A 24,938-nucleotide genomic window follows, 5' to 3' on the forward strand; every position below is an offset into this window, starting at 1 on the left:
CCGACGTGCCGTCGCGCCAGGCCATGCCGTACAGCACGCTTCAGTCCATTCGCCGCTATCAGAGCATTTCGATGTTCGGCGGCGCCATTGTCGTGACGATCCTGATTCTCGTTGCCTGCGGGCTCGGGATCGTGTCGATCGTATACGGCTATCTGGACGGCGAGCGGCGCAATTTCCTGAACGGCGTCGAGGAAACCGTCGACGAGATTCAGGTGAGCGAGACGTCGTTCCGCAACGGCGTCGCGAATACGCAGCTGATCTGGCGAGAGCTCGATGCGGCGCCGGCGTCCGTCGTCGACGCATTCTTCGCCGACGGCGAGAAACTCGCGATCAAGCCGTATCCGTCGCTGGTGGTCGGCGTGCCGGGCCAGACGACGCGGCGCGACGAGGTGGCGCGCTACCTCGCGCTGTCGTTCATGCTGTCGCGTATCTGCGCGGCGAGTTCGCTCAATCGCGGACGCACCTTGGAGGGTTACCACTACAGCACGCGCACGGGGCTGTTCGGTCTGGTGCCGCACCTGTCGGGCGACAACCCGGCGCTGGCCACGGCCGAGGCGCGCGCGCATGTGCTCGACGCGTTGCGCATCGATTTCACACCCACGCCCGAACTCGGCGCGGACGGTCGGCCGCACGTGCATTGGTTGCCGCCCTACGTCAACCCGGTGACGGGGCAGGCCCGCATCCGGATCGCCGCGCAGGCGCGCGCCGACGGCCAGCCGTTCGCGGTGCTCGTGACGGAGTACGCGCCCGAATATCTGCTGTCGTGGCTGCAGGATCGCCGCGCGGCGGGCGTGTTCTTCATCACGACCGCGGACAACCGGCTCATCACGATCGATCCCGGGGTCGAGCGCACGCCGGCGCTCGACGCGCGCCTGCTCGCGCTGGACGTCGCGCACGGGCACGCGGCGCCGGCCGAGGCGATGTTCCGCGACGGCACGATCGTGTTCCGCGGCCCGCTCGCCGCAACCGGCTGGACGATCGCCTATGCGCTGTCGCTGGCCGATGTCGCGGCCGCGATCGGCGTGCAGGCCGGGGCGCTCGTCGCGACGTCGCTGCTGGCGATCGCGGTGATGTGGCTGCTGCTGGTGCGCTTCTACCGGCGCATGCTCGTGCCCGTCTACGCGCGCTCGGCACGCGTGTTCGACAGCGAGGATCTGTGCCGCAGCGTGATCGGAATGGCGCCCGTCGGCATCGGGCTCGTGTCACGATCCGATCGCCGCGTGATACTGGCGAGCGACGTGCTGGCGCAGATGCTCGTGCCGTACGGCGGCGATCCGCAGGCGCTGGCGGCGCAGGTCCTCGCGCAATACGAGGGGTTCGTCGCGAACGAAGGCGCTGGCCGAACGATGACGACCGAACTCGTGCTCGACGCATCCGGCGCCGCGCCGCTGCATCTGGAGGTCATCGCGCACGGCGCGCGCTATCAGGGCGAGGACGTGATGATCGCGTCCTTCGCCGACACGAGTGCCCAGCGCCGGCTCGTGCATCAGCTCGAGGAAGCCGTGCGCGCGGCCGATTCGGCGAATGCCGCCAAGTCGTCGTTCCTCGCCGCGACGAGCCATGAGATCCGGACCCCGCTCAACGTGATCCTCGGCAACCTCGAATTGCTCGAGCGCACAGCGCTCGATGCATCGCAGCAGAGCCGCGTGCAGACGTTGCGCGCATCGGCGGAGGGCCTCCTCGCGATCGTCAGCGATATCCTCGATTTCTCGAAGATCGAGGCCGGCGCGATGTCGGTCGAGTCGATCGAGTTCGACGTGATCTCGGTGATCGAGCGCGAACTGGCGGCATTTTCCTCCGTCGCGAAGGCGAAGGGATTGCCGCTGTTCGCCGACATCGACGCGAGCGGCGCGCAGCGCATGCGCGGCGATCCGACGCGGCTCGCGCAGGTGGTCGGCAACCTGCTGGGCAACGCGATCAAGTTCACCCGCGAAGGCCGCGTCGTCGCCCGTGTGGTGGCGGGGCGAGGCACGGGCGGCGTACCGGAACTCGCGATCGGCATCGAGGACACGGGCATCGGCATCGATCCCGCGCAGCGGGCCAGACTTTTCAAGCCGTTTTCCCAGGTCGACGCGTCGATCACGCGGCGCTATGGCGGCACGGGGCTCGGCCTCGCGCTGTGCGATCGGCTCGTCGCGGCGATGGGCGGGACGATTTCGGTCGACAGCGCGCCGGGCGTCGGCAGCCGGTTTACCGTTCGGTTGCCGCTGCGCATGGAGATTGCGCCGAAATCCCGGGCGGTGACAGGCGAGCGCCGGACACTGATCGTCGTGTCGCCCGACGATGCGTGGCGCGCGTTCGCCTTTCCGCATCTGCGTGCATGGGGTTTCGATGTCGCGATGCATCCGAGTCCGATCGGGATTGCCGCCGGGTGCCTCGAGCGTGCTCACGCGATCGTACTCTTCGGCGATTCGGAGCAGTGGCGGCGCGACGAGCTCGACAGTCTCGGCGGCGGTACGCCGGTCGTACTCGCGACACCGGACGGCCCGCTGCAGCCGAACGTCGCGGGCCGCACGATCCGCGTGTCGAGCTATTCGTTGAACGGGTTGTGCACGGCGATCGAGCAGGCGCGCGTCGTGACGGCCGAGCAGCGGCGGCCGCCGGCGCGGGAAGGGAGTGACGATCGGCCAGCGGGAACTTCCGGCGCGCGTGTGCCTCGCGTGCTGGTTGCCGACGATGCGTCGGTCAACGGGTCGATTTTCCGCGAGCAACTCGAGGTGCTCGGTTGCGCGGTCCGGTGCGTGTCGTCCGGCGGCGCCGCGCTCGATACGCTCGCGAGCGGTGCGTGGGACGTGCTGCTGCTCGGCGCCGACCTGCCCGACATGTCGGCATGCGAACTCGCGGAAGCCGTCCATGCGCGCGCGTTGCCTGGCGACATGGTCGCGGTCGCATCGCATTTGACGCCCGAGGACGCGCGTCGTTACGCGGCGTCGAACGTCGACTGCGTGTTGACCAAGCCGGTGACGCTGGCCGACCTGCGTCGCAGCCTGGCCCGTATCGCACGACAGCGCGAGATACGGTTTCCCGCCGCCGCCGCGGACGAACGGCCGACGTCGAGAGCAGCCGTGGCTGCGGCGGCGCACTGGCCAGGACGATAAAAATGAACGATGCGACTGCGGCGTAGATCGCCCGTATCCAGACTGGGAAGGCAGGCACGCGGCATCGCTTGGATGCCGCGTGATTTCGATTGAACAAGGAGGGCGAAGGCCGTGCGCTATATGGGGAAGGTGTTCGGGCTGTTGCTTGGATTCGCGACGCTACCGGAGAAATCCAGACGGGATTTCCTCACGAGGCTGAACGAGTTCATGATGATGTCGCCGTCGCAGAAGCGGCGGGCGATCACCGAGTGGCAGCATGCTGCGGACGACAGGATGGATGAACCGGACAAGACCGTGGCCAGGCGTTAGGCAACGGGCCAAGGCGCTTTGCGGGACGGGATGGATCGACGGTGTGGGGGCCGTCGATCGGGTGTGCGTGGGCGTCCGATTGCCGAAACTGCGTGCCGTCGCGGCGCCGTGTTCCAGCCGGCGGCCGGCGCGTCGGCGGTGGCGTCGAAGCTCGACGGGCGCGGACCAGCGGAAGCGCCGCCCGTCCCGATTCTCGGTGGCGACGCCGAACCCGTCTATTATCTTAAAATTACGCTGCGCATCGCCCGGTTCGCTGAACGTCGCAATCCAACCGTTGCGAGATCGATTCGAATCCCGACGCGTCGCGCAACATGGCACGTCGGGCCGCGTGTATCGGGAGAAGAATAAAGATGGATGAATTTTTTGTGCGAGTGATGGTGGCGGACGATCATCCGTCGTCCGCACTCGGGATGTCGCAGGCACTCGCGGGCAGCAGCACGATCAAGCTGCTCGGCACTGTCTCGAATTCGACCGATCTGGTGGCGATGCTCGACGAGCAGCAGAGCGACGTGCTCGTCGTCGATTACGTGATGCCGGGCGGCAAGTATGGCGACGGCCTCACGTTGTTGTCGTTTCTGCAGCGCCGCTATCCCGCGCTTCATCTCGTCACGATCACGATGATCGACAATCCCAGTGTGCTGCATGCGATCCAGCGGCAGGGCGTGGGGTGCATCCTCAGCAAGTCCGATGCGATTTCGCATCTGGTCGGCGCGGTTCACGCGGCCTATGTCGGCGCGAACTATCTGTCGCCGTTCGTCAAGCAGTTGCTCGAGGGCACCGAGAAATCGACGGGCACGCGTGCGCTGACGGCCCGCGAAATCGAGGTCGTCCGGCTTTACGGGGCCGGCCTGACGGTCGGCGAGATCGCCATTCAGCTTCACCGGAGCAAGCAGACGATCAGCTCGCAAAAGTCGAGCGCGATGAAGAAGCTCGGCATCGTCCGCGACGCGGATCTGATCCGCTATGCAAGCGAGGGCCATCTGCCCGACATGCCTGGGACCGATGCGTAGACGGGCAACCGGCCGGCGGTAACCGTGACCCGGGCGGCGCGGGCGGCTGCACCGGCGCCGACGCGACTTCCACGACACCTGGAAAATCCAACAAAAGTATCGCTGCGCAGACCGCCCGTCGACGTGAGCCGCACGGCAGTGGCCTCGGACAAACCCGCTGGGGCGTCGAGCGCCCCTTCGCATGGCTGCGCAACTCCAGGCGCTTGCGTATCCGGTTCGAACGCCTCGCTGCCATACGCGAGGCGTTCATGAAAATCGCCGCTTGCATCATCTGCTGGCGGCAACTTCAAAAATCATTCTGCCAGCGTCTCTTATGCCCACCAAACTGAAAGCGCTGATTGCGCACGCTACCGCCCCGGGCCGCAAGCCGTTCGAGCCCGGGCGCGTGCGGCGCCAGCAGCAATGGCTGCTGTACGGAAGCGGTGTGGCGATCACGGTGTTCGTGCTGGTTTGCGCGGCACTTGTCGTGCGACTCGACCTGCAGGAATCGCTTACGCACTACCGTTCGGAGTTTCTGGTGCGCAAGGCCGACCTGCTCACGGAGATGGAGGTGGTCAGGGCGCTGCAGAACCGCTATGTCGAGAACATCGAGTTGATCGCCAAGAACCGCACGGCCGTGGCGCCCGATACGCTCGGGCGCTTCGCCGACGATCGCGGCAGGCTGGTCGTCGTCGGCGAGGCGGGGCGGGTGGCGTTTGCCGCGTTCGCGGTCGCTTCGTCATCGCAGTCGGCAAAGGCCTATGCTCCGTGGCTGGGCAGGCTGCTCGCGCAGAGCGAGGTCACGGGCACCATGCCGGCACAACAGCCCGGCGATCCGGGAATGGGCGGATATCTGATCGATCCGGAAGGCAATTTCGTCATTGTCGCCGGGTATCCGTTGGTCAAGCAGGTGCTGGCGCTTCCCGCGGGCTTCGACATCAAGGCATTGATCCGGCAGTTGCAGCCGCCGCCCGAGTTCATATCGGCGGCGGCCGAATCGGATTACCGGAAGATCCTGCTGGACCGGCGACAAGACCCGCTCGTCGGGCGTTCGGTGCTGCGGTTCGTGCAGGCAGTACGCGACCCGCAGGGCAAGCCGATCGCCTGGTTTGCCCTTGTCACGCGACCTGCGATCGACGATTTTCTGCGTTCTTCGTCCGTCGGCAAGGATTACGCGCTGGTCGCCCCGGGCGCGCATGTCCTGACGGGGCGCGAAGCGGATCCGGCGCTGACTGCCCGCGCACTCGACTTTGCACAAGGGGCGCACGATGAAAGGGCGGCGCTCCATCGCGTCGGCATGAATATCGTCATCGGCGACCAGATGGCGGGGTTCCGCGCGGCGTTGATCGCGACCATCTCGTGGCGCAGCCTGTTCGACGACGTGGCTGCCCGCCTCGGAATCGCGATCGGTCTCGCGGTGCTGGCGATCGGCATGGTGTGGTTCGCGATCGTGATGTTCGACCGACGCGCGCTGCGCCCGATGAACCGTCGTGCAATCCGGCTGATCGAAAGCGAGGCGCTGAACCGCACGCTGATTCGCACGGCGCCGGCCGGGCTCATGCTGCTGTCGCTCGCCAACGGCGACACCATGGTGCGCAACGAGGCCGCGCAGGCATTTGACGACACCGGAACCGAGCCGCCGCTCGGCAAGCGCATCTGGCAGGCCTATCACGACAGTATGGCGGGTGGGCGGACGCCACGTGTCGTCACGCACGAATTGCCGGTCGGTCGCGCCGGCGACGGGACGGCCTTTCTCGCCGCGCACATCGTCCGTACGCGCTATCGCGGCGTCGATGTGTTGCTCTGTACGCTGACCGACATCACCGCGCACAAGCAGATGGAGGGCATGCTGCGCGAGGCCCGGGAGGCGGCGGACGATGCGAACAAGGCGAAGTCGACGTTCCTCGCGACGATGAGCCACGAGATCCGCACGCCGCTGAACGCGATCGTCGGCAATCTGGAGTTGATGGAGCGCGCGCCGTTGCCGGCCGACGAGCGGCGACGCCTGCAGACGGTGATGTCGTCGTCGGATGCGTTGCTGCGCGTGATCAACGACGTGCTCGATCTGTCGAAGGTCGAATCGAACCAGATGGTGCTGGAGGCCGTGCCGTTCGATTTGCGTGCGGTTGTGCGCGACGTCGCGGCGATTTTCCGTCCGCTCGCCGCCGCCCGGCACCTCGCGCTCGAATGCAGGATCGATCCGCGACTGGCCGACGGTCATGTCGGCGACCCCACTCGCCTGCGTCAGATCGTGTCGAATCTCGTCAGCAACGCAATCAAGTTCACCGAGCGCGGCAGCGTGACGATCGAGGCGCGCCCGACGGGCGCCGACGGTCGAGCGCATGGCGTCGAGGTGGTGGTACGCGACACCGGTATCGGTATCGCGCCGGAGAGTCTGCCGACGTTGTTCGACGTGTATGTCCAGACCGATGCGTCGATCTACCGGCGCTTCGGCGGAACGGGGCTCGGCCTGCCGTTGTGCCGGCGCCTCGCGCGGCTGATGCATGGCGACCTGGCGGTCGAGACCCGGCCGGGCCAGGGCGCGACGTTCATCGTGTCGCTGCCGTTGCGCGACGCCCCGTCCGGATGGCGCGCCGAGTTCGACGAGACGGATTCCGCCGCGTCGTCGTTGCCGGCATACGCGGCGGGCGAGACGCCGCTGCGCGTGCTCGTTGCGGAGGATCATCCGGCGAGCCGCGCGCTGCTGCGCGATCAGCTCGATGCGCTGCATTGCGACGCCATGCTCGTCGCGAACGGTGTGGAGGCGATGCGCGCGTTCTTCGCGCATCCGTTCGACGTGGTGCTGACCGATCTCGGCATGCCGGAACTCGATGGCTTCGCGCTCGCGAACTTCCTGCGCGAGCAGGGCGCGAAGGTGCCGGTGATCGCGATGACCGCGCATGCGACCGAGGAGGATCGGCGGCGCTGCGCGCAGACCGGCGTCGCGGAGGTCGTGCTCAAGCCGCTGTCGATCGATGCGCTCGGCGCGGTGTTGCGGCGCCACGGAGGACGCGGCGCGGCGGCGTCGCATCAGGCCGATCGTGCCGCCCGGCCGGTGCCGCCCATGACGGACGAGATACGCGAAAAATTGCGTGCCTCGACGCTGCATTCGCTGGCGACGATCGATGCCGCGCTGCTGCGCGGGGACGTCGCATGCCTCCGCGGCGAACTGCATTCGATGCGAGGCGGTTTCGCGCTGGCCGGCGATGCGGAGTCGAGCGAAGCATGCGCGAAAGGCGAGCGCATGCTGGCTGCGGGCGGTCTCGACGCGCTCAAGCGGGAATGGCCGGAGATACGCGCGGCGATGGAGGCCGCGCTGGCGAGATTGGCCGGCATCTGAACCGAATGGCGCCGCGCCGGGCTGCGCCTCCTGCGCCCGCACTTCGTCCGCGAAACCGATGAAGCCGAACCCGCCGAGCGGATGCGCGTTCATGGTGCTCGCGGCGATCCTGTCCACGCACGCGTTGCCGCTGTCGCGCGGCGTGACGGCCGGTTTCGCGCGGGTGTTCCGCGCGCAACGGGCCGCGATTGCACCGATCAGACGTCAGTTTGCGTCCTTGACTATCATGCGCCCATGCGGGGCAGATGCCGCATATCGCGATAACCTAACTGTGAGGGCATCATGGCAAGACAGACGATGGCGGAATACCTGGCGAAGACGCTGGCGGCAGCGGGCGTCGAGCGCATCTGGGGCGTGACGGGCGACAGCCTGAACGGCCTGTCGTTCAGCCTGAGCCAGATCGGCTCGATTCGCTGGATGCATACGCGGCACGAGGAAAGCGCGGCGTTCGCGGCCGGCGCGGATGCCGCGTCGACCGGGCGGCTCGCCGTTTGCGCGGGCAGCTGCGGCCCCGGCAACCTGCACCTGATCAACGGCCTGTACGACTGCCACCGCAATCACCAGCCGGTGCTCGCGATCGCCGCGCACATCCCGTCGACCGAGATCGGCCTCGGCTATTTCCAGGAAACCCATCCGCAGGATCTGTTTCGCGAGTGCAGCCACTTCGCCGAACTCGTGACGAACGCGTCGCAGTTTCCGCGCGTGCTGGCGCGGGCGATGCGCACCGCGATCGAGGAACGCGGCGTCGCGGTGATCGTGCTGCCGGGCGACATCGCGCTCGGCGACGGCCCCGACGAGGCGCCTGTCTGGAGCGAATCGGCACCGCCGTCCATCGTGCCGGCCGATGCCGATCTCGACCGGCTCGCGGCGCTGCTCAACGGGTCCGACGCCGTCACGCTGCTGTGCGGCAGCGGCACGCAGGGCGCGCACGACGAAGTGGTCGCGCTGGCCGACACGGTCGGCGCGCCGGTCGTGCATGCGCTGCGCGGCAAGCAGTTCGTCGAATGGGACAACCCGTTCGACGTCGGGATGACGGGGCTGATCGGTTTCAGCTCCGGGTATCACGCGATGGAATCGTGCGACACGCTGCTGATGCTCGGCACGGATTTCCCGTACCGGCCGTTCTATCCGGCGAATGCGAAGGTCGTGCAGATCGACTGGAAAGGCTCGCAGCTCGGCCACCGCGCGCCGCTCGCGCTGGGGCTCGTCGGCACGGTGAAGGAGACGATCGCGGCGTTGCTGCCGCGCTTGACGCGCAAGACGCAGCGGCGCTTCCTCGAGAATGCGCTGAAGCACTATGCGGCCGCGCGCAAGGGGCTCGACGATCTCGCGGTGGCCGAGCCGCCGGGCCGCGCGATTCATCCGCAGTACCTGACGAAGATCATCGACGAAGTCGCGGCCGACGATGCGATCTTCACGGCCGACGTCGGCACGCCGACGCTGTGGGCGGCGCGCTACCTGACGATGAACGGCAAGCGGCAACTGCACGGCTCGTTCAACCACGGGTCGATGGCGAATGCGATGCCGCAGGCGCTCGGCGCGCAGGGCGCGCATCCGGGGCGGCAGGTCGTGTCGCTGTCGGGCGACGGCGGGCTGTCGATGCTGCTTGGCGATCTGCTGAGCGCCCGCCAGCTCAAGCTGCCGATCAAGATCGTCGTGTACAACAACAGCCTGCTCGGCTTCGTGTCGATGGAGTTGAAGGCGGCCGGCTATCTCGACACGAACGTCGACCTGAGCCCGACCGACTTCGCGGCGATCGCGAAAGGCGCCGGCATTTTCAGCGTGCGCGTCGAGCATTCGGAGAACGTCGAGCACGCGTTGCGTACGGCATTCGCGCATGACGGGCCCGCGGTGGTCGACGTCGTCACGTCGAAGTACGAGCTCGCGATGCCGCCGAAGATCGAGCTCGCGCATGCGAAGGGCTTCAGCCTGTTCATGCTGCGCGCGATCCTCAGCGGGCGCGGCGACGAGATCGTCGAACTCGCGAGAACCAACTTGCGGTGACGTGTGCTGCGCGTCGTGCCATCAGCATGGCGCGCGCTGCACAGCGCCGGCAGTGCCGCCTGCTCGCACATGGCATCGAAGACCACCGTCGACGCCGTCGGCGGGTAGGGCGCGGGCGAATGGCACTCCGCGTCAATGCCCCCGACCCCATTTCGACCGCCGCCGTGGGGTCGCGGGCCGACGATCTCGCCGCGATCGAGAGACGATGCTGCGGCAGGTCCGGATCGCTGGCGAGCGTTGCGCCGCGCGCTTGCCGCGGCGCGTCGATCGCCGACCGTGGAACGGGCGGGTGGCCAGGCACGAATTGGTCAGGCGAATCAGGGTCAATCTTCACGTCGCCTTAAGTTTGCGTTTCCTAGAATCGATTGATCGTCGCGCGTCCTGCGGCGGACAGATTCGCCGAGGAGGATACGCATGAACCCTGTTCCGCGCAGTCGTCGGCACGCCGCGGCTCACCGCACAAGCGCTGGAGGCGCGCCTATGACGTGGCCGAACGCGTGGCGTGTCTCGGCACTGTTCGTGCGCGAGTGGGTTGGCCGGCCGGCCTCGGTCGGTGCGTTGTGCCCGAGTTCGCGGCATCTGGCGCGCGAGATGGCCGACGCGGTGCCGGGCGGCGACGGGCTGGTCGTCGAGCTCGGCGGCGGCACTGGCGCGATCACCGCGGCGCTGCTCGAACGCGGCGTCGCGCCGCGGCGCCTCGTCGTGGTCGAACGCTCGCCGGCGTTCGTGCAGCATCTGCGGCGTCGCTTTCCCGGCATCTCGATCGTGTCGGGCGACGCGCGGCAGCTCGAGCGGCTGCTGCCGCCGGGCGCCACGGTCGACGCGATCGTGTCGTGCCTGCCGCTGCGCACGCTGCCGCGTGAGGACGTGGCGGCGATCCTCGGTCAATGTCAACGCGCGCTGTCGGCCGACGGCGTGATGATTCAGTTCACATACGATCTGCGCCCGCCCGGCCGTCATCCGCTCGGCGATCCGGGATTCGTCGCGTGCGACAGCCGGATCGTCTGGGCCAATCTTCCGCCGGCGCGCATCGTGACCGTGCGCTGCGCCGCCGCCGAATACGCCGGCTGAGCTGGCCGCGGCGCGCTGCCGCATCCTAGCAGCGGCCATACCGACTCTTCCAGATTCCATCCATCGTGCCGTCATGTCCGGTTCTCGCCGCTGGATGGGTCGACACGTCGTGAGCAATGCTTGCGATCAGGTCGCCGGTGTCGTGTCGGCGATACTGGCGATATGGTCACGCGCTAGACACGCGCGCTGTCCGTTACCTGCACCCCGGGCCGCGACGCGACCCGCTTGATGAAGCGATCGAGCGGCGTCGCGTAGCCGCGTGCGATGACCGCGCTCACGCCAGCCGACAGCGCCAGATAGGCGACGAGCAGCGCAAGCTTGCCGTTGCCGTGCGTGGCAGACGGCGGCCAGAACGTGCGCAGCGCGCCGAGCACGATCAGGTGGAACAGATACAGCTCATAGCTGAGCCGGCCGCTCCAGCGCAGCGGCGCGAGCGTGCGGCCGCGAGCGGGGCCGCGTTCCGCATGCGCGCCGATCAGCAGTATGGCCGTGCCGAGCGCCATCGCGGACACACCGAACACATGGCTTTCGGCGATCGGCCACGCGAGATAGAGCGCGGTCATCAGTACGGCGGCGAGCCATTGCACGGACGCGGCCGCAAGCTTCTGCCATCGCGCGCGTGCAGCCAGCAGCGCGGTGCAGCAGCCGATCGCGATGCCGTCGAAGCATGCGAAGTACGCGTACAGGAAGCCGCCTTCGTCACCCTGATGCGTGTAGCGGTACACGGGACCGATCGCGGCAATCAGCAGCCAGAACGCGAACAACCGCGTGTCGCGGCGCAGCGCGATGCACAGCAGCGGGAACGACAGATAGAACACCTCTTCGACCGACAGCGACCACAGCACGCCGAGCGCGTAGTTGACCCATCCGTACGCGCCGATCAGCACGTTCATCCAGAACGTGAGCGACGCCAGATTCACGAGCCAGTACGACACGGCGATGCCCTGCGGCGCATGGTTCGTGAAGATCGGCACGCCGGCCGCCGCGAGGCCGTTGACGAGCGCGAGCAGCAGAAGCAGGCATGGGACGATCCTCGCGATGCGCGACACGTAGAATGCGCGCACGTCGAGCGCGCCGAGGCCGCCCCAGCGGCGGCGCGCGTTCGACGTGATCAGGTAGCCCGAGATCGTGAAGAACATCGTCACGCCGTAGTTGCCATTGCGCACGATCGCATGGATCGTGTCCCAGCCGAGCACGCGCGCGAGCGCGGTGTCGCGCAGCGGATACGCGATGTTGAAGTGATGCAGCAGGACGAGCAGGATCGAGACGCCGCGCAGCAGGTCGATGCGGGCGTTGCGGGGGGCGGTGCTCATTGCGGCCGGGCCGGTTCGGCAAGCGTCGGCAGCGCCGCGAGGAACGTGTCGCGCGAGCGCAGGCCGGCGTTCGGCGTCTGCCGCTCGTCGTCCTGGATCAGGTTCGCGAACACCAGCGTGCGCGCACCCTTCGTCGCCCAGCCGACAAACCAGCCGTATGCGTGCGCGGCATCGTACTTGATACCCGGCGAGCCGGTGCCGGTCTTGCCGTGCACCGTCCAGCCGCCCGGCTGCGTGTCGATCAGCGTGATGCGTGCGGTCATGTCGTACGCGTGCGCGCTGACGGGCAGCGTCCGTCGTGCGATCCCGCGCATGAACGCGACTTGTTCGAGCGGCGAAATGCGTAGCGACGAATTGACCCACGCGCCCATCACGCCGGGGCGTTCGCCGTCGTTGCTGGTGACGTCGGCGTTGCCGTAGCCGAACGCGCTCGTGTACTGCTGGAAGCGTGCCTGCCCGAGCGCCTGCGCGACCTGCTGCGAATACCAGAAGATCGACAGCTTCATCCAGCGTGCCGGGTCGGTCGGCTCGCGCCACGGCGCACCGCCCCAGTCGGGGTAGCTGGTGTGGAAGTCGAGCGTGGGCGTGTGCTCGTCCTTCAGCACGCCGGCGTCGAAGCCCATCAGGCTGATTGCGACCTTGAACGTCGATGCAGGCGTCACGCGGGTCGTGCAGTCGCCCTGCTGCACGAGCACCGTGCCGGTGTCGGCCTCGGAGACGACGGTGCAAACGGGATGGGCGTGAGACGGCGCGGCGGCCGCGAGGCCGGCGAAGGCGAACAGCGCATGGCGCCAGGGCTTCAAGTGCAACTCCTTGGAAAGCGTGCGGAAGGTGCGCGGGCGGGAAGCGGGAGGGCCGTGCGCAATGGAAGCCGACGGTCGGCATGGGTGAGCGCGATCGAGGCCGTCGGCGTGGCTCACAGTGTATCGGCGGATCGCCGGCTGTCGACCTGTCATGGTTGACGGGGCGCGCATGGCGACGCTCGCCGGGCCCAGCGGCTCGTGTCGATCACACGCATTGTCACGCCGATGAAAGGCTCGCGGCCGTCCTGTGCCTGCGGGCGGACAAAGACACCTCGCGCAGACCGGCGCGGTTGTCGCATGGTGGCAGGGGGAGGCGGCTGCCCGGGGCTTGCGACGCGTTACAGGTCCGGATCCAACCCGAAGTGCAGGAGCGTTTCCCGGCGGCAACGCGCTTCGGCGTCGGCTATCGAGATGACGCTCAGCGTGCTCTTCGACCGGTCGATCGGCCCCACGTCGAAGACTTTTCGTTGCGGTGGCGCGGGCGAGTGGAGGGCCGGCAGTGTATCGGGTGCGACGGTAGCCGTATTTGACGCCTGCGAGTGTCCGTCATGACGTTCGTGCGTGATGAGCGCGTGGATGAGCTGCTTGAACTGCGAGAAGCGAATGGGAAGATGGGTGTTCGGCGCGCGACCGCGTCCGGCCGTGGGCTTCACGATCCGAAAGCCGGCAATTGGACGGTGTTTCCGAGTCATCCGTATATCCCTTTTTCGATCAGGTATCGTTGCAGTGCCAGTACTGACGCGCCATGAGGCGCAACGTTGAATGTCATCACGCGATGCGATCCGGCCGCCCGCCAGAAGTCTCGTCCGGATCGCGTCGCGTAAAGCGCATGCAGAGACCGAAGCGATCCGTCGGCCAAGCCGACCGGATATCCCTGGAAGTACTGGAACAGTGCAGCCTCGTCGCCATGCGTGCCGGGAATGGGCGCATCGAAACCAAACCGCGGCCACGCGTAATATCCGCAGAGCCGAGGCCCGCCGGGTTCGGGTGGTGCTTTGCGGCCGCCTATTGCGAATGCGCTGATCCGCGCGATCTTCAACCTATCACATGCCCTGACGATTCGCCACAGCATCGCCGCGCCGAGCCCGACGACAGCGTTATCGACGAGATCGATGATCCCAAGTTCCAGTATGGACGCTTCGTGGGTTTGAAGCACGGATACGCGGTTCTCGGATCGGATGGGCCCTGGATGCGTCACGGAGAACGTCAGTCGATTCGTGCTATCGACATACACCTGAATGTCCGACCCGGCAGGCGCACCACACAGCGAAACCAGCAGTTCGTCCGGCACGTCGCCGTCCACGCCGACGCACGCGGCGATATCCAGATCGTTTCGATCGACCGTGAGCCGATCGTCGAAGTACATCGTCTCGTATGGCAGGACGTGACTGAGATCGACACGCTGAACGGTCATGGCTGCGGGCGACGAGTGGAAAGCGCCCAGCATATCGCCGCGCCCCCGGCGGGCCGAGTCCGCCAAACGGCCGATCGGATGTCGACTCGATTGCCCGTCGTATCCGCCTTGCCCCTGTCGAACGTCGGCAGCGCCACGCGGCAGGTCGGCTCGTAAAACAGCAGGATCCGTCCGTCGCGCGGCATGCCGTTTTTTGCACGACCGCCCCGTTTTTTTGCACGGCTTTTATACGGTCGCTTCTAAGCTGTGGACGTGTCGAACAGCCGGGACGGCCTCCGTCCGCGCCATGACCTTCATTCATCCCTTTCCCGCGTTCGATGTCGCAAGCCGACGGTTACGCGCCGGCGCACCCGACGACGTCGCACCGTTTCCGCCGCCGCGTCCGCGCCTGCAACTGCCCGTCACGTTGACGGCCGACTCCGCCGAGGCCGCGCACGCCCGGCTCGCCCGGTTGCTGCATTCCCCGCTCGGTGTATATGTCGTCAGCGCGCGCACCGTGCGCAACGTGATCCACGTGCATGTCGACATCGCACCGGAAGACCTGGATTTCACGCTGCACACGCTGATCGCGCAGCAAGTCGACGCGGTGATCGGGCCGGTCGCGCGCCGGTTGGGCGTTCTGCCCGCCGCCCGCTGAGCCGGGAACGCCGATTGCTCGGTTAATCCGCCGCCGATTCGCCGGCCGGCGTGCTGTCCGCCGGCCGGCAACGGCGGCCGTTTGTGCGCTGCGTCGAACGCGGCGCTACCCCTGAACAGGGAGGGCCCATGTACCTTACGGAAGAAGTGCGTATCGCGCGCCCGGCCGCCCGCCGCGCGCACGCCGCGGCGTTGCCGTCGGGCAGGCAGCTTGCCCGGCAATTGATGGTGACGGTTCGCGCGGCGGACGTGCTGCTGCGCCAGGCGATTCGCGTGCCCGATCGCCATCAGTGGTCGGTCGACGCCGAGCGCGTCGATGCGGCCGGCGGGCCGCTCGCCGCGTGGGATTCCCACGTGACGTTCCGCATCGTCAAGTCACTCGCACCGGCGTTCGATGCGGACGGGGATGCGAATGCGGCCGACCCCGATCAAGTCGCGGTCGAGATCCGGTTGTTTCTTCCCGAACAGGCTTATGTGGCCGAGCGGCGCATCGGCATCTTCGGCCGGCGACACGGCCAGCGGTTCAGCGCGACGCTGTCGGTCACGGCCGGCTCGCAGTGGGGCGGCCGGCGCGGCGAGCATGTTCCGCCGGCAGGGCGGCACGTGCACGGCGACACGCTCGAAGCGCTCGTGGACACGGTGGCCGGCATCGTCAACGCGGCGTTGCGCGCGGCCGGACATGGCGCGACGGGCCACGGGTGAGCCCGCGGCGAGCGAGCGCCGGCGGGCTCACGCGTCGCCGGTCTGCCCGGTCTGCCGTTGCAGGTCTTCCATCAACTGTTCCGCGAGGAAGTCGCACGGCGGCCGTTTCGACTTGGTGCTGCGCGCGAGGATCAGCTCGAGCGGCGGGAGATCGGGCAGCCCGTGCGAGCGGCCGAGCATCGACAGTTGCGCGGGAATCGCGCAGCGCGCGAGCGGCGCGACCGCGAGGCCGGCCTCCACCATGCTGAGCAGCCCGAGCAGGCTCGGGCTTTCATACGACGTGCGGTACGGTACCTTCGCGCGTTCGAGGCTGCGGATGGCGTTCTCGCGCGCGACGCTGCCCGGCATGAACACCGCGATCGGCAGCGGCCGCTCCTCCCACACGCGCGGCCCGTTCGTCATCGCGGCCCACGCCATCGGCTCGTGGCGGATGAAATCGCCCGACAGCCCCTTGATGCGCGTCCCGCACACGAGATCGACGGTGCCCTCCTTGATCAGCGGCGCGAGGGCGCTGCTCGGCAGCCCCATCACCTGAATCTCGACCTTCGGGTAGGTCGCGGAGAATTTCTTCAGCACCGATGGCAGCAGCGACGACGCATAGTCGTCCGGCACGCCGATCACGACCTTGCCGGTCACTTCCGGCCGCACCACGGCCGCCCATGCCTCGTCACGCAGCGCCAGCATTCGTCTGGCGAATCCCAGCAGCACCTCGCCTTCGCGCGTCAGCACGATGCTGCGCGGCTTGCGCACGAACAGCGGCCGGCCGATCGCGTCCTCCAGGCTCTTGATCTGCATGCTCACGGCCGACTGCGAGCGGTTCACGGCCTCGGCCGCGCGGGTCATGTTGCCGGTTTCCGCGACGGCGACGACGGTGGCCAGCACGTCGTGATCGAGCATCTTCATGGGGTATCAGGAAAACTGAACGTAACGATCAGCATTATGCGTTTTTATTGTTGCTGTGTGTCTGCCATAGTGCGATCACGCTGGCGCTTCGCCCGACGAGGCGCGGCGCTCGGGCCGGACGATCCGGCGTGCGGGACCGAACAGGGAAGCGTGGTGAATCGATGATGGACCATCCGTTGCGCGCCGCACTGGCCGCGGAATTGCATGCGCGGCCGTTCCTGCGGCTCGCCGAAGCCGTATCGCTCACGCATTACGCGATCTATGCGGACGGCCAGGCCGACATCCACGAAACGCTGCTGCACGCGCTGTGCCGCGACACGGGCATCGACGCGCCGCACGAAGGCGCGACGCACCACGCGGTGCAGTCGCCGTGCGGCTGGCACCTGAAGTGGGAGCGCCACACCGAATTCTCGACCTTCACGTTCGTCGCGCCGCGTCGCGACGCCGGCTATTTCGACGATCTCGCGATCACCGGCATTCCGGCTGCGTGGTTCGCGCGGCTGGCGGGCATCCGCTTCGTCGCGGTGTGGATGGAACTGCTGTCGGGCGATGCCGCGCAGCGTGTGTGCGGCGACCTGCGGCGCTGGATCGACGGGCCCGCGCTCGTCGGCAGCCACGTGCTCGGCGGCGGCAAGGTGTTCTGCGACTGGCACGTACGCGACGACGGCTTCATGCGCTTTCTCGTCGTCGACGAGGATTTCCGCGAGGAGCAGGGCGGCCGCCTGCTGCAGCGCCTGTACGAAATCGAAACCTACCGGATGATGGCGCTGCTCGCGTTGCCCGTCGCGCGCCGGATGAGCCGCGAGCTCGACGAGATCCATGCGGCGCTGCATGCGTTGATGCAGCGGATGGACGCGAGCGGCGCCGACGGCGACGACGCGGCGCTGCTCGTCAGGCTCACGCATCTCGCGGTGCGGGTCGAATCGTTATCGGGATCGGGGGCGCGCTTCAGCGCGTCGCGCGCATACGAAAAGCTCGTGCTGGCGCGCATCCAGGAGTTGCGCGAGGAGCGTATCGAAGGGATGCCGACGATCGCCGAATTCATGGAGCGGCGCTTTGCGCCGGCGATGGAAACGTGCCGCAGCGTGTGGGCGCGCCACGAGCAGATCGCCGCGCGAATCGCGCGTGCGGTCGACCTGCTGCGCACACGCGTGAATCTCGCTCAGGAAAAGGACGTCACGCGCCTGCTGGCCGGCATGGAGCGCACCGCGCGCAACCAGCTTCATTTGCAGCACGCGGTCGAAGGGCTGTCGGTGGCCGCCATTTCGTACTACGTGTTGTCGCTCGCGACGGCGGCGTTCAAGGCGCTGCATGTGATGAACCTGCCGGTCGATCCCGAACTGGCGGAAGGGCTGCTGATCGCGCCGGTCGTGTTCGCGGTGATCCACATCACGCGACGCACGCGTGCGCAGCTTGCGCGTTCGGAGGCGGCGCATGACGGTGCGCCCGTGCATGCGGCGGCGTTGAAGCGGGCCAGCTAAAACATCAACGACCTATCAAGGCAAAGGAGTGGAGATGACTTTTTCGCAGAAGCAAGCGGCGTTCTATAGCGGTTTCGATGCCGCGTCCGACGAGCCGGCCGCGGATGACGCGGGTATGCCGGAAGAAATGCGCGTGACGTCGTATCAGGCCGTGCTGCAGGAACCGATGACGTCGCTCGTCGGGAATACGCTCGACCGGCCGGAGGTCGCGGCGGTGGCGATTCTCGGGTACAACTGACGCGCGTTTCGTTCGCCGCGATCGTTGTGACCTGACGCGCTATAGTCGTGCGATATCCGCCGCGTGTGCTGCGCAGCCGGCGGCCTATTCACGTACGCGTTCGCTTCCATGACAGCCCATCCCGACGTCACCCTTCAACTGACCGACACCGAGCAGCCAGCCGCGCGAGACTTCATCAGCCGCAAACTCGGCGAATTCAACCACGCGATGACGGGGCGAGCCGATACGGCCGCGCTCGATGTCTACGTGACCGATCCCTCGACCGGCGACGTGTTGGGCGGCCTCACCGGCCGCACGTCGCTCGGCCTGTTCTTCATCGATTTGTTCTATTTACCCGAACCGCTGCGCGGCGGCGGCTTCGGCAGCCGGCTGCTGCGCGAGGCGGAAGCGGAGGCGAAGCGGCGCGGTTGCGCGCGTGCGGTGCTGTACACGATCTCGTTCCAGGCGCCGGACTTCTACCGGAAGCACGGTTACGAGACGTTCGGCGAAGTGCCGTGCGAGCCGGAAGGCGCGGCGCGCGTGTTCATGGTCAAAGTGCTCTGAGCGTGAAGGAGCGGCAACGGGCCGCTTCCCGACATCTCGTGACGCGCCGGTCGCCCCGCACGGCTCGCGAATCACCGCCCGGGCGCCGCACGCTCGACGATCATGTCGTACAGCGCCCGCGCCGCGGGCGACAGTTGCGCGCTTCGGCGCGTGACGAGCACGAGCGTGCGCGACACCGACGGCTCGACGAGCTCGATCGTGCGGATCATCGGATACGCATTCTTCTGGAGCGCGAGCTTCGGCACGACGGCCGCGCCGAGCCCTTGCGCGACGAGCCCGAGCGCGGTCGAACTGCGCTGCACCTCGTAGAACGAATGCAGCGACACGCCGCTCGTTTTCAGCGCGCCTTCGAGCAGCCCGCGATTGCCGCTCACTTCGCCGGCGAAGATCAGCGGATGCGGCTGCAGCGCTGCCCAGCGAATGCGACGCCGCTTCGCGAGCGGGTGATCGTCGCGGCACACGAGTACGTAAGGGTCATGCGTGAGCGGCACGCTGACGAGTTCCGGGTGCTGGTCGCCGGCGATACCGATGCCGAATTCCGCCTCGCGCCGCAGCACGGCCTGCAGCACCGACGCCGATGCGTGATCGAGAATCTTCACGCGATCGTGCGGCCGGTGCCCGGAGAACGCGCGCAGGATGCGCGGCAGGTACTGAACGCCGACCGTCGGCACGCACGCGATCGTGACGTCGCCGCGCTGGCTCAGGCCCGTCTCGCGGATTTCGGTCAGCGCGTCGGAGAGCTCGTTCAGCAGCCGGCGCGCCTGCGGCAGGAAACGCCGGCCGATCTCGGTCAGCGTGGTGCGGCGCGTCGTGCGTTCGACCAGCGCGACGCCGAGATACGCCTCGAGCTTGCGCAGCCGCTGCGTGATCGCCGTTTGCGTGACATGGAGCGTATCGGCAGCCTGCCTGAAGCTGCCGCCGTCGGCAATCGCGACGAAAGCCTGGACACCGAGCGTATCGATTTTCATCAGAATTTTGAATCAATCACGATATTAAATTCATTTTACTGAAGGCTGGGCGCAGTCGCAGAATGCGTTGGACCGATGGCCAGCCGCTTCCCCCGCGCGGATGCGCGGCGGCCGCTCATGCCGACAAGGAGATCTATCGTGACGACCCCGCTCGATCAATACGCGAATCAGTACGTGCAGTTCGAGGACGAACGGACACGGCCGGTGCGCGACCTGCTGGCCGCCGTGCCGAACACACCGATCCATACGGCGATCGATATCGGCTGTGGGCCCGGCAATTCGACGGAAGCGCTGATCGCGCGCGCGCCGGACGCGACGATCCACGGGATCGATGCGTCGGCGGACATGATCGCGGCCGCGCGCAAGCGCCTGCCGGCGCTGCGTTTCGACGTGGCCGATGTTTCCACCTGGGACGATCCGGGCGGCTATGACCTGATCCTGTCGAACGCGGTGCTGCAATGGGTGCCCGCGCACGACGCGCTGTTCCCGATGCTCGTCGGCCGGCTCGCGCGAGGCGGCCACCTCGCGGTGCAGATGCCCGACAATCTCGACGAACCCGCGCACCGGCTGATGCGCGAAGTCGCCGCGGCCGGGCCGTGGGCCGACAAGCTGAAAGGCGCGGCGCGCACCGAGCGGTTCGATGCGCGCTATTACCATGCGCTGCTCGCGCCGCTGTGCTCGCGCGTGGACGTCTGGCGTACGACCTATTACCACCCGCTGCGCGGCGGCGCGGATGCGGTCGTCGAATGGTTCAAGGGCAGCGCGCTGCGGCCGTTTCTCGCGGCGCTCGACGCGTCCGAACAGCGCGCGTTTCTCGCGCGCTATCGCGACGCGCTGGCCGGGCCGGACGGTTATCCGGCGCAAGGCGACGGCACGGTGCTGCTGCCGTTTCCGCGCCTGTTCATCGTGGCGACGCGCAAGTAACGTGGCAACGACGCGGCATCGATTAGACCGATGGCCGTGCGTCAGCGCACCGGCTGCAGCGATGCCGGGACGCCGACGCGGCGGCGCAGGTCAGCGCAAGATGGCCGGCGGTGCGCCGCCGTCGTGCGATCCGGCGGCGGGGCGCACGTCGATGGCCGAACCCCACGCGGCGAGTTCGCGCTTCGTGCGTACGCCGAGCTTCGCGAATGCGCGCTTCACGTACGACTCGGCCGACGCGACGCGCACGCCGAGAATCCCGGCGGTTTCCGGCACGGTCTTGCCGGAGAGCAGGTGCTTGCAGGTTTCGTATTCGCGCTTCGACAGCTTCACGCCGTCGGCCGCGAGCCGCGCATCGAATTGCGCGAGCGAATGGACGTCGGGCGTCGCGTGCGCGATGCGCCGCGCGGCGGTGGTCGACGCATGCAGTTCGAGCAGCGGGAACAGCATGTCGCTGATGCTGCGGAAGCGGTTCATCTCGGCGAGCGTGAACGGCGGGCGGTCGCGGCCGCGCTCCAGCGCGATCGAATGCTGCGAATAGCGCGTGCCGCGTGCGAGCACGCATTCATGCCCGATATGCACGTCGTCGAACAGGCGCTGGCGGAACTCGCCAGGCGGGATCGCCGCGACGTCGCGCACGACGAGCATCGTGCCCGTCTTGCCGCGCAGCCCCGCGAACAGCGGGTCTGCGTCGAGAAAGCGCTCGTAGTAGAGCGTCATCACGTCGGAGACGCCGGTGGACGCGGCGCCGATGCCGCTGCTGCCGATCCATTCGCAACGGTAGCCGGTGGGCATCGTGCCGTCGACGCGCGAGCGTTCGACGTGTGCGACGTCGAGCGGCACGATGTCGTTCAGCAGTTGCGTGAGGCGCGGCACGAAGTGCGGCGTGCCGACCGTCTCGATCAGCTCGCCCAATGCCTTGAACGATACGTTGAAGCGATCGTTGTCGCGGTGGATGGGGTTCACGTTGAGCAGCATGCGGTTCCGAAGGGCCTGTTCCGCCCATGACGCGCGTTCCATTGATACGAAAAAAACAGGTGTCGGGCCGGCCCTCGGCGGGGCCGACCGCCCGCCCGTCATCCGCGGGAGCACGCCCTTGACGCGGCTGGATTCTAGCGCTTGCCGTTCGCCCCGTAAAACGTCGCGCGTCACCCCGAAGAGGGCATACCGGGGCAGTGTAAACGAGCCACTGCATCTCCACCTTTTTTCTTGCGCGGCTACGCGTCGATGCGTGCCACCTCGCCGACGAGCAGCCCGTACGATGGCTGCCCGCGAGCGCCATCGCGGCGATGCAGGTGGGCCACGGTCGTCTCCTGTGTTCTATGCGCCGGCCGGCGCGCGCGAACGAGGCGGCCGGATCGAATGGCGTTGGAGCGAACGTTGGAGCCGTGGCGCGGCGTGCGTGACATTTGGGCAGGCATTCCGTTAATGGGATGTTCAGCGCTCGATATGTGGCAGCGGGGGAGCACTGCATCGTCCCTCAGTTTCCCATCGCCTCCTTCGCACTGACCCAGCCCTGCACGGCGCCGGCTTGCGGATTGCGATACCGCACCTTCAACCACCGGAAATCGTCGCTCGCGTCGATCACCTCCACCGTGTCGCCCGCGACGACGTAGCGGCGCGTGGGTGCGTCGGCCATCGCGATGTGCAGCGGCAGGCGCGCCGGCCGCACCTTGAACGTGACCGTGCCGCCATCATGATCCTGCGGGCGGCGCGACACGCGCCTGCCGTGCTCGTCGTAGGTGAGCAGCATCGACGACGGGCCCGAGTCGCCATCGAGCAGATCGCGCAGATCGTCGGGGATCGCTTCGCTGGTTTGATACAGATACATCTTGCCGTTGCCGTCGAAGCGGTACGCATCGGTGTACCAGATCGGGCCGCCGCGGCACGAGCTGTACAGCGTGCGCGTTTTCGGCTTCGCTTCGACGTTGATCAGGTCGTCGCAATTGCCGTGCGGCCCGTTGCCCGCCGGCATCTTCAGCGGTTCGAACCGCTGGCGCGCGGGGTCGTACAGGTAGATGCCGTAGTTCTCGTTGACCATGCCGAGCATCGCGCGCATCGCGAGATCGCGATGGCCGTCGAAGTTGTAGTCGTCGGTCGCGAGGTGGTAGCGGCCTTCCTCGTCGGCGGCGGTGACGGCCAGCGTCTGGGTCGTTCCGCTCGGCAGGAAGCGGACCGTGACGTGCGCGCCGTCGGTGCGCTCGACGCGTGCCGTGACGGCATCGTCGACCTTGAACTCGAGCAGCGGCCGGGCGGCGTGCGCGGCGGGTGCGATCGACGCACACGTGGCGAACAGCAGCGCGGCGACACGGGCAAGCGGGTGGAATCGCGGAAATCGTGTCATGGGCGGTTGTCGTGGCGAGGAAGAGCGTGCAGGCGACCGATCAACCACGCGTGCTGTCGTCGCGATAGCCGTCCTTGCCGACGAAGATTTCATTCAACGCGGCGCGCAGCGTGACCGGATCGTACTGACCGGGCGCGAGATGGATCACGTAGCGCGTGTGGCCGTCGAGACGCGCGGCGACGCCCGGTTCGATCTCGACGTCGATCGTGTCGTCGGTCAGCCGCACCGACAGATCCTTGACGCGCAGGTTGAGCTGGTCGCGCACCATCACTTCGATCAGCGTGTCGTCCGGAAAGCGCGACAGCGCGAAGCAATAGTCCTGATCCGCGTCGTGACAGTAGATGTTGGCGAAGCTTTCGTCGTCGTCGAGGTCGGACGTGGCCGCGCCGACGGTAGCGTGAAGTTCCATGAACGTGGGTTCCTGCGTGGGGTTAGCGGGGGGCATGCGCCGTCGGCTCGATTGCGGCCGGGGCGTCGGCGTGCGCGTCGCGCGCCTTCAGCCACAGCCCGAATTCGCGCATCACGTCGACCACCGGCCGCAGCCGGTCGCCGTCCGCGGTGAGATCGTACTCGACGCGCACCGGCACTTCCGGATAGACGGTGCGCCGCACGAGACCCGCGTCTTCCCGGCGCCGTGCCGATGCGAGATATTAGCGCCCGCGTCGCGGCGAATCGATACATGGACAACCCACGAAGGAAACGCACGAAGCTCTATCACGCTCCCGGCAGCTGTTCGCAGGCGATTTGCATCGTGCTGCGCGAAGGCGGATTCGACGCCGAGATCGTCAAGGTCGACGCGCGCAAGCATGTCGTCGAGGACCGCCGCGATTACTACGACGTGACCGAACTCGGCTACGTGCCGCTGCTCGAACTCGACGACGGCACGATGCTGCGCGAAGGGCCGGTGATCGCCCAGTACCTCGCGGACCAGCGCCCGGAAGCCGCGCTCGCGCCCGCTTACGGCACGCTCGCGCGCTACCGGCTGCTGGAATGGCTGAACTTTCTCGGCACCGAGATCCACAAGGGCTTCATTCCGCTGCTGTATGCGGTGCAGGCGGGCAAGTACGTCGCGCCCGTGCGGCAGAAGCTCGACGGTCGCTTCGCGTGGATCGACCGCCAGCTCGACGGCAGGACGTTCGTCACCGGCGACACGTTCACGGTCGCGGATGCGTACCTGTTCGCGCTGACCGGCTGGGGCAAGGCCGGCTGGATGCGTTCGGTGTACAACGCGGATATCGACCTGAGCCGGCATGCGCATCTGCGGGCGTGGTACGAGCGGGTGCGCGAGCGGCCGGCCGTGCAGGCCGTGCTGGCGGCGGACGACCTGCCGCGATGACGCGCGGCGCCCACCGCGGGGAATGCGCATCATTTCGTCGTAGTGACGCCGCGCCATGCCGCGACGGGCCGCGCTATAATCGCCGCCATGAAACTGTTTCGGACTTTCATCCTGCTGCTGCTGTGCGCGGTGCTGCCCATCACTGGGCTGGCAGCCAGCGGCCTGACCGGTGAATGTCCGATGCAGCACACGATGTCGATGGACGCGGATACGGGCATGAACATGGCCATGTCCGCCGACATGAGCAACTGCGATTCGATGCAGCCGCCCTCCGCCGATCACGCGAAGGCCAAAGCCAAGGGCATGGCCTGCAAGGTGACGGCCCAATGCCAGTTCGGCAGTCTCTACCACCCGGCCGCCCGCGTCGACGTCAGCCGTCCCGCTGCCTTCGCCAGCACGATCGTTTTCCACTACACGCAGTCCGTCCCGGCTCGCGACCCGAACGGGTTGTGGCGCCCGCCACGCATCAGCTGATCCCGATTTGACCGGTTCACCGCGCGCGCGGTGAGGTTTCGTCCTGTGCGC

At 67.5% G+C, this 24,938-nt stretch carries 23 protein-coding genes and 2 pseudogenes; 15 read left to right on the forward strand and 10 right to left on the reverse strand.

The window, feature by feature from the left end:
* Positions 1-23: 23 nt before the first annotated feature.
* The 7 genes and pseudogenes from LGM42_RS10820 to LGM42_RS10850 all read left to right on the forward strand — a co-directional run bounded on the left by LGM42_RS10820 (position 24) and on the right by LGM42_RS10850 (position 10,811).
* Positions 24-3,098, forward strand: coding sequence for an ATP-binding protein (locus LGM42_RS10820; protein WP_226232233.1), 3,075 nt, complete (start codon positions 24-26; stop codon positions 3,096-3,098).
* A 120-nt stretch (positions 3,099-3,218) separates the two neighbouring features.
* A complete protein-coding gene (locus LGM42_RS10825; protein ID WP_081059181.1) occupies positions 3,219-3,407 on the forward strand; it encodes a hypothetical protein in 189 nt (62 codons plus the stop codon).
* Between the two features lie 350 nt (positions 3,408-3,757).
* On the forward strand, positions 3,758-4,417 hold the full coding sequence (locus tag LGM42_RS10830; RefSeq protein WP_226232197.1) for a response regulator: 660 nt from the start codon (positions 3,758-3,760) through the stop codon (positions 4,415-4,417).
* Between the two features lie 98 nt (positions 4,418-4,515).
* Positions 4,516-4,746, forward strand: a pseudogene (locus LGM42_RS10835) (transposase); the annotation flags it as partial.
* Positions 4,731-7,736: an ATP-binding protein gene (locus tag LGM42_RS10840; protein WP_226232198.1), complete on the forward strand. Its 3,006-nt coding sequence runs from the start codon at positions 4,731-4,733 to the stop codon at positions 7,734-7,736. The pseudogene LGM42_RS10835 and the gene LGM42_RS10840, both read left to right, overlap by 16 nt.
* Before the next feature lie 282 nt (positions 7,737-8,018).
* On the forward strand, positions 8,019-9,740 hold the full coding sequence (gene poxB, locus LGM42_RS10845) for a ubiquinone-dependent pyruvate dehydrogenase (RefSeq protein WP_226232199.1): 1,722 nt from the start codon (positions 8,019-8,021) through the stop codon (positions 9,738-9,740).
* 480 nt (positions 9,741-10,220) lie between these two features.
* On the forward strand, positions 10,221-10,811 hold the full coding sequence (locus LGM42_RS10850; protein WP_059608813.1) for a class I SAM-dependent methyltransferase: 591 nt from the start codon (positions 10,221-10,223) through the stop codon (positions 10,809-10,811).
* Positions 10,812-10,984: 173 nt separating this feature from the next.
* Here the strand turns inward: LGM42_RS10850 and LGM42_RS10855 are convergent, their stop codons facing one another.
* The 4 genes from LGM42_RS10855 to LGM42_RS10870 all read right to left on the reverse strand — a co-directional run bounded on the left by LGM42_RS10855 (position 10,985) and on the right by LGM42_RS10870 (position 14,374).
* Positions 10,985-12,124 (reverse strand): acyltransferase family protein, encoded by a 1,140-nt coding sequence (locus LGM42_RS10855; protein ID WP_226232200.1) that lies wholly within the window; start codon positions 12,122-12,124, stop codon positions 10,985-10,987.
* Complete coding sequence (gene blaOXA, locus LGM42_RS10860; RefSeq protein WP_226232201.1) at positions 12,121-12,927, reverse strand: OXA-1043 family class D beta-lactamase; 807 nt, start codon at positions 12,925-12,927, stop codon at positions 12,121-12,123. The genes LGM42_RS10855 and blaOXA overlap by 4 nt, the downstream gene beginning before the upstream one ends.
* Before the next feature lie 338 nt (positions 12,928-13,265).
* On the reverse strand, positions 13,266-13,619 hold the full coding sequence (locus LGM42_RS10865) for a hypothetical protein (RefSeq protein ID WP_060968014.1): 354 nt from the start codon (positions 13,617-13,619) through the stop codon (positions 13,266-13,268).
* Complete coding sequence (locus tag LGM42_RS10870; protein WP_226232202.1) at positions 13,616-14,374, reverse strand: hypothetical protein; 759 nt, start codon at positions 14,372-14,374, stop codon at positions 13,616-13,618. Before LGM42_RS10870 ends, LGM42_RS10865 begins: the two co-directional genes overlap by 4 nt.
* A 253-nt stretch (positions 14,375-14,627) precedes the next feature.
* Between LGM42_RS10870 and LGM42_RS10875 the strand changes: the two genes are divergently transcribed.
* Together LGM42_RS10875 and LGM42_RS10880 are read left to right on the forward strand one after the other, a co-directional pair.
* The gene (locus LGM42_RS10875; protein ID WP_226232234.1) at positions 14,628-14,978 is read left to right on the forward strand and encodes a hypothetical protein; all 351 of its coding nucleotides are present in this window, start codon (positions 14,628-14,630) and stop codon (positions 14,976-14,978) included.
* Between the two features lie 128 nt (positions 14,979-15,106).
* Entirely contained in the window at positions 15,107-15,679 is a 573-nt protein-coding gene (locus tag LGM42_RS10880) for a hypothetical protein (protein WP_059579673.1), read from the forward strand.
* A gap of 27 nt (positions 15,680-15,706) precedes the next feature.
* On the opposite strand, the gene LGM42_RS10885 is transcribed toward LGM42_RS10880, so the two are convergent.
* The gene (locus tag LGM42_RS10885; protein ID WP_006485479.1) at positions 15,707-16,582 is read right to left on the reverse strand and encodes a LysR family transcriptional regulator; all 876 of its coding nucleotides are present in this window, start codon (positions 16,580-16,582) and stop codon (positions 15,707-15,709) included.
* A 161-nt stretch (positions 16,583-16,743) separates the two neighbouring features.
* Between LGM42_RS10885 and LGM42_RS10890 the strand changes: the two genes are divergently transcribed.
* From LGM42_RS10890 to LGM42_RS10900, 3 genes are all read left to right on the forward strand, one after another.
* Positions 16,744-18,063, forward strand: coding sequence for a DUF3422 family protein (locus LGM42_RS10890; RefSeq protein ID WP_226232203.1), 1,320 nt, complete (start codon positions 16,744-16,746; stop codon positions 18,061-18,063).
* Between the two features lie 34 nt (positions 18,064-18,097).
* On the forward strand, positions 18,098-18,301 hold the full coding sequence (locus tag LGM42_RS10895; protein WP_226232204.1) for a hypothetical protein: 204 nt from the start codon (positions 18,098-18,100) through the stop codon (positions 18,299-18,301).
* Between the two features lie 108 nt (positions 18,302-18,409).
* The gene (locus LGM42_RS10900) at positions 18,410-18,844 is read left to right on the forward strand and encodes a GNAT family N-acetyltransferase (protein WP_226232205.1); all 435 of its coding nucleotides are present in this window, start codon (positions 18,410-18,412) and stop codon (positions 18,842-18,844) included.
* 71 nt (positions 18,845-18,915) lie between these two features.
* On the opposite strand, the gene LGM42_RS10905 is transcribed toward LGM42_RS10900, so the two are convergent.
* Complete coding sequence (locus LGM42_RS10905; protein WP_059640526.1) at positions 18,916-19,812, reverse strand: LysR family transcriptional regulator; 897 nt, start codon at positions 19,810-19,812, stop codon at positions 18,916-18,918.
* Between the two features lie 138 nt (positions 19,813-19,950).
* Here LGM42_RS10905 and tam point away from each other — a divergent pair, with 138 nt between their 5' ends.
* Positions 19,951-20,736, forward strand: coding sequence for a trans-aconitate 2-methyltransferase (gene tam, locus LGM42_RS10910; RefSeq protein WP_104013144.1), 786 nt, complete (start codon positions 19,951-19,953; stop codon positions 20,734-20,736).
* Positions 20,737-20,826: 90 nt separating this feature from the next.
* Here tam and LGM42_RS10915 read toward each other — a convergent pair whose 3' ends face one another.
* The 4 genes and pseudogenes from LGM42_RS10915 to LGM42_RS10930 form a co-directional block, all read right to left on the reverse strand.
* Entirely contained in the window at positions 20,827-21,711 is an 885-nt protein-coding gene (locus tag LGM42_RS10915; protein WP_226232206.1) for a helix-turn-helix transcriptional regulator, read from the reverse strand.
* Positions 21,712-22,213: 502 nt separating this feature from the next.
* A complete protein-coding gene (locus LGM42_RS10920; protein WP_226232207.1) occupies positions 22,214-23,077 on the reverse strand; it encodes an XAC2610-related protein in 864 nt (287 codons plus the stop codon).
* Positions 23,078-23,117: 40 nt separating this feature from the next.
* Entirely contained in the window at positions 23,118-23,486 is a 369-nt protein-coding gene (locus tag LGM42_RS10925) for a hypothetical protein (protein ID WP_060316113.1), read from the reverse strand.
* A gap of 22 nt (positions 23,487-23,508) precedes the next feature.
* Positions 23,509-23,712 (reverse strand): annotated as a pseudogene (locus tag LGM42_RS10930) (winged helix-turn-helix transcriptional regulator); the annotation flags it as partial.
* A gap of 44 nt (positions 23,713-23,756) precedes the next feature.
* Here LGM42_RS10930 and LGM42_RS10935 point away from each other — a divergent pair.
* Complete coding sequence (locus LGM42_RS10935) at positions 23,757-24,413, forward strand: glutathione S-transferase N-terminal domain-containing protein (RefSeq protein ID WP_226232208.1); 657 nt, start codon at positions 23,757-23,759, stop codon at positions 24,411-24,413.
* Between the two features lie 87 nt (positions 24,414-24,500).
* A complete protein-coding gene (locus tag LGM42_RS10940; protein WP_059579699.1) occupies positions 24,501-24,887 on the forward strand; it encodes a hypothetical protein in 387 nt (128 codons plus the stop codon).
* The last annotated feature ends 51 nt before the right edge of the window (positions 24,888-24,938 follow it).

The organism is Burkholderia sp. AU39826 (assembly GCF_020419965.1).
Classification (GTDB): Bacteria; Pseudomonadota; Gammaproteobacteria; order Burkholderiales; family Burkholderiaceae; genus Burkholderia; species Burkholderia semiarida.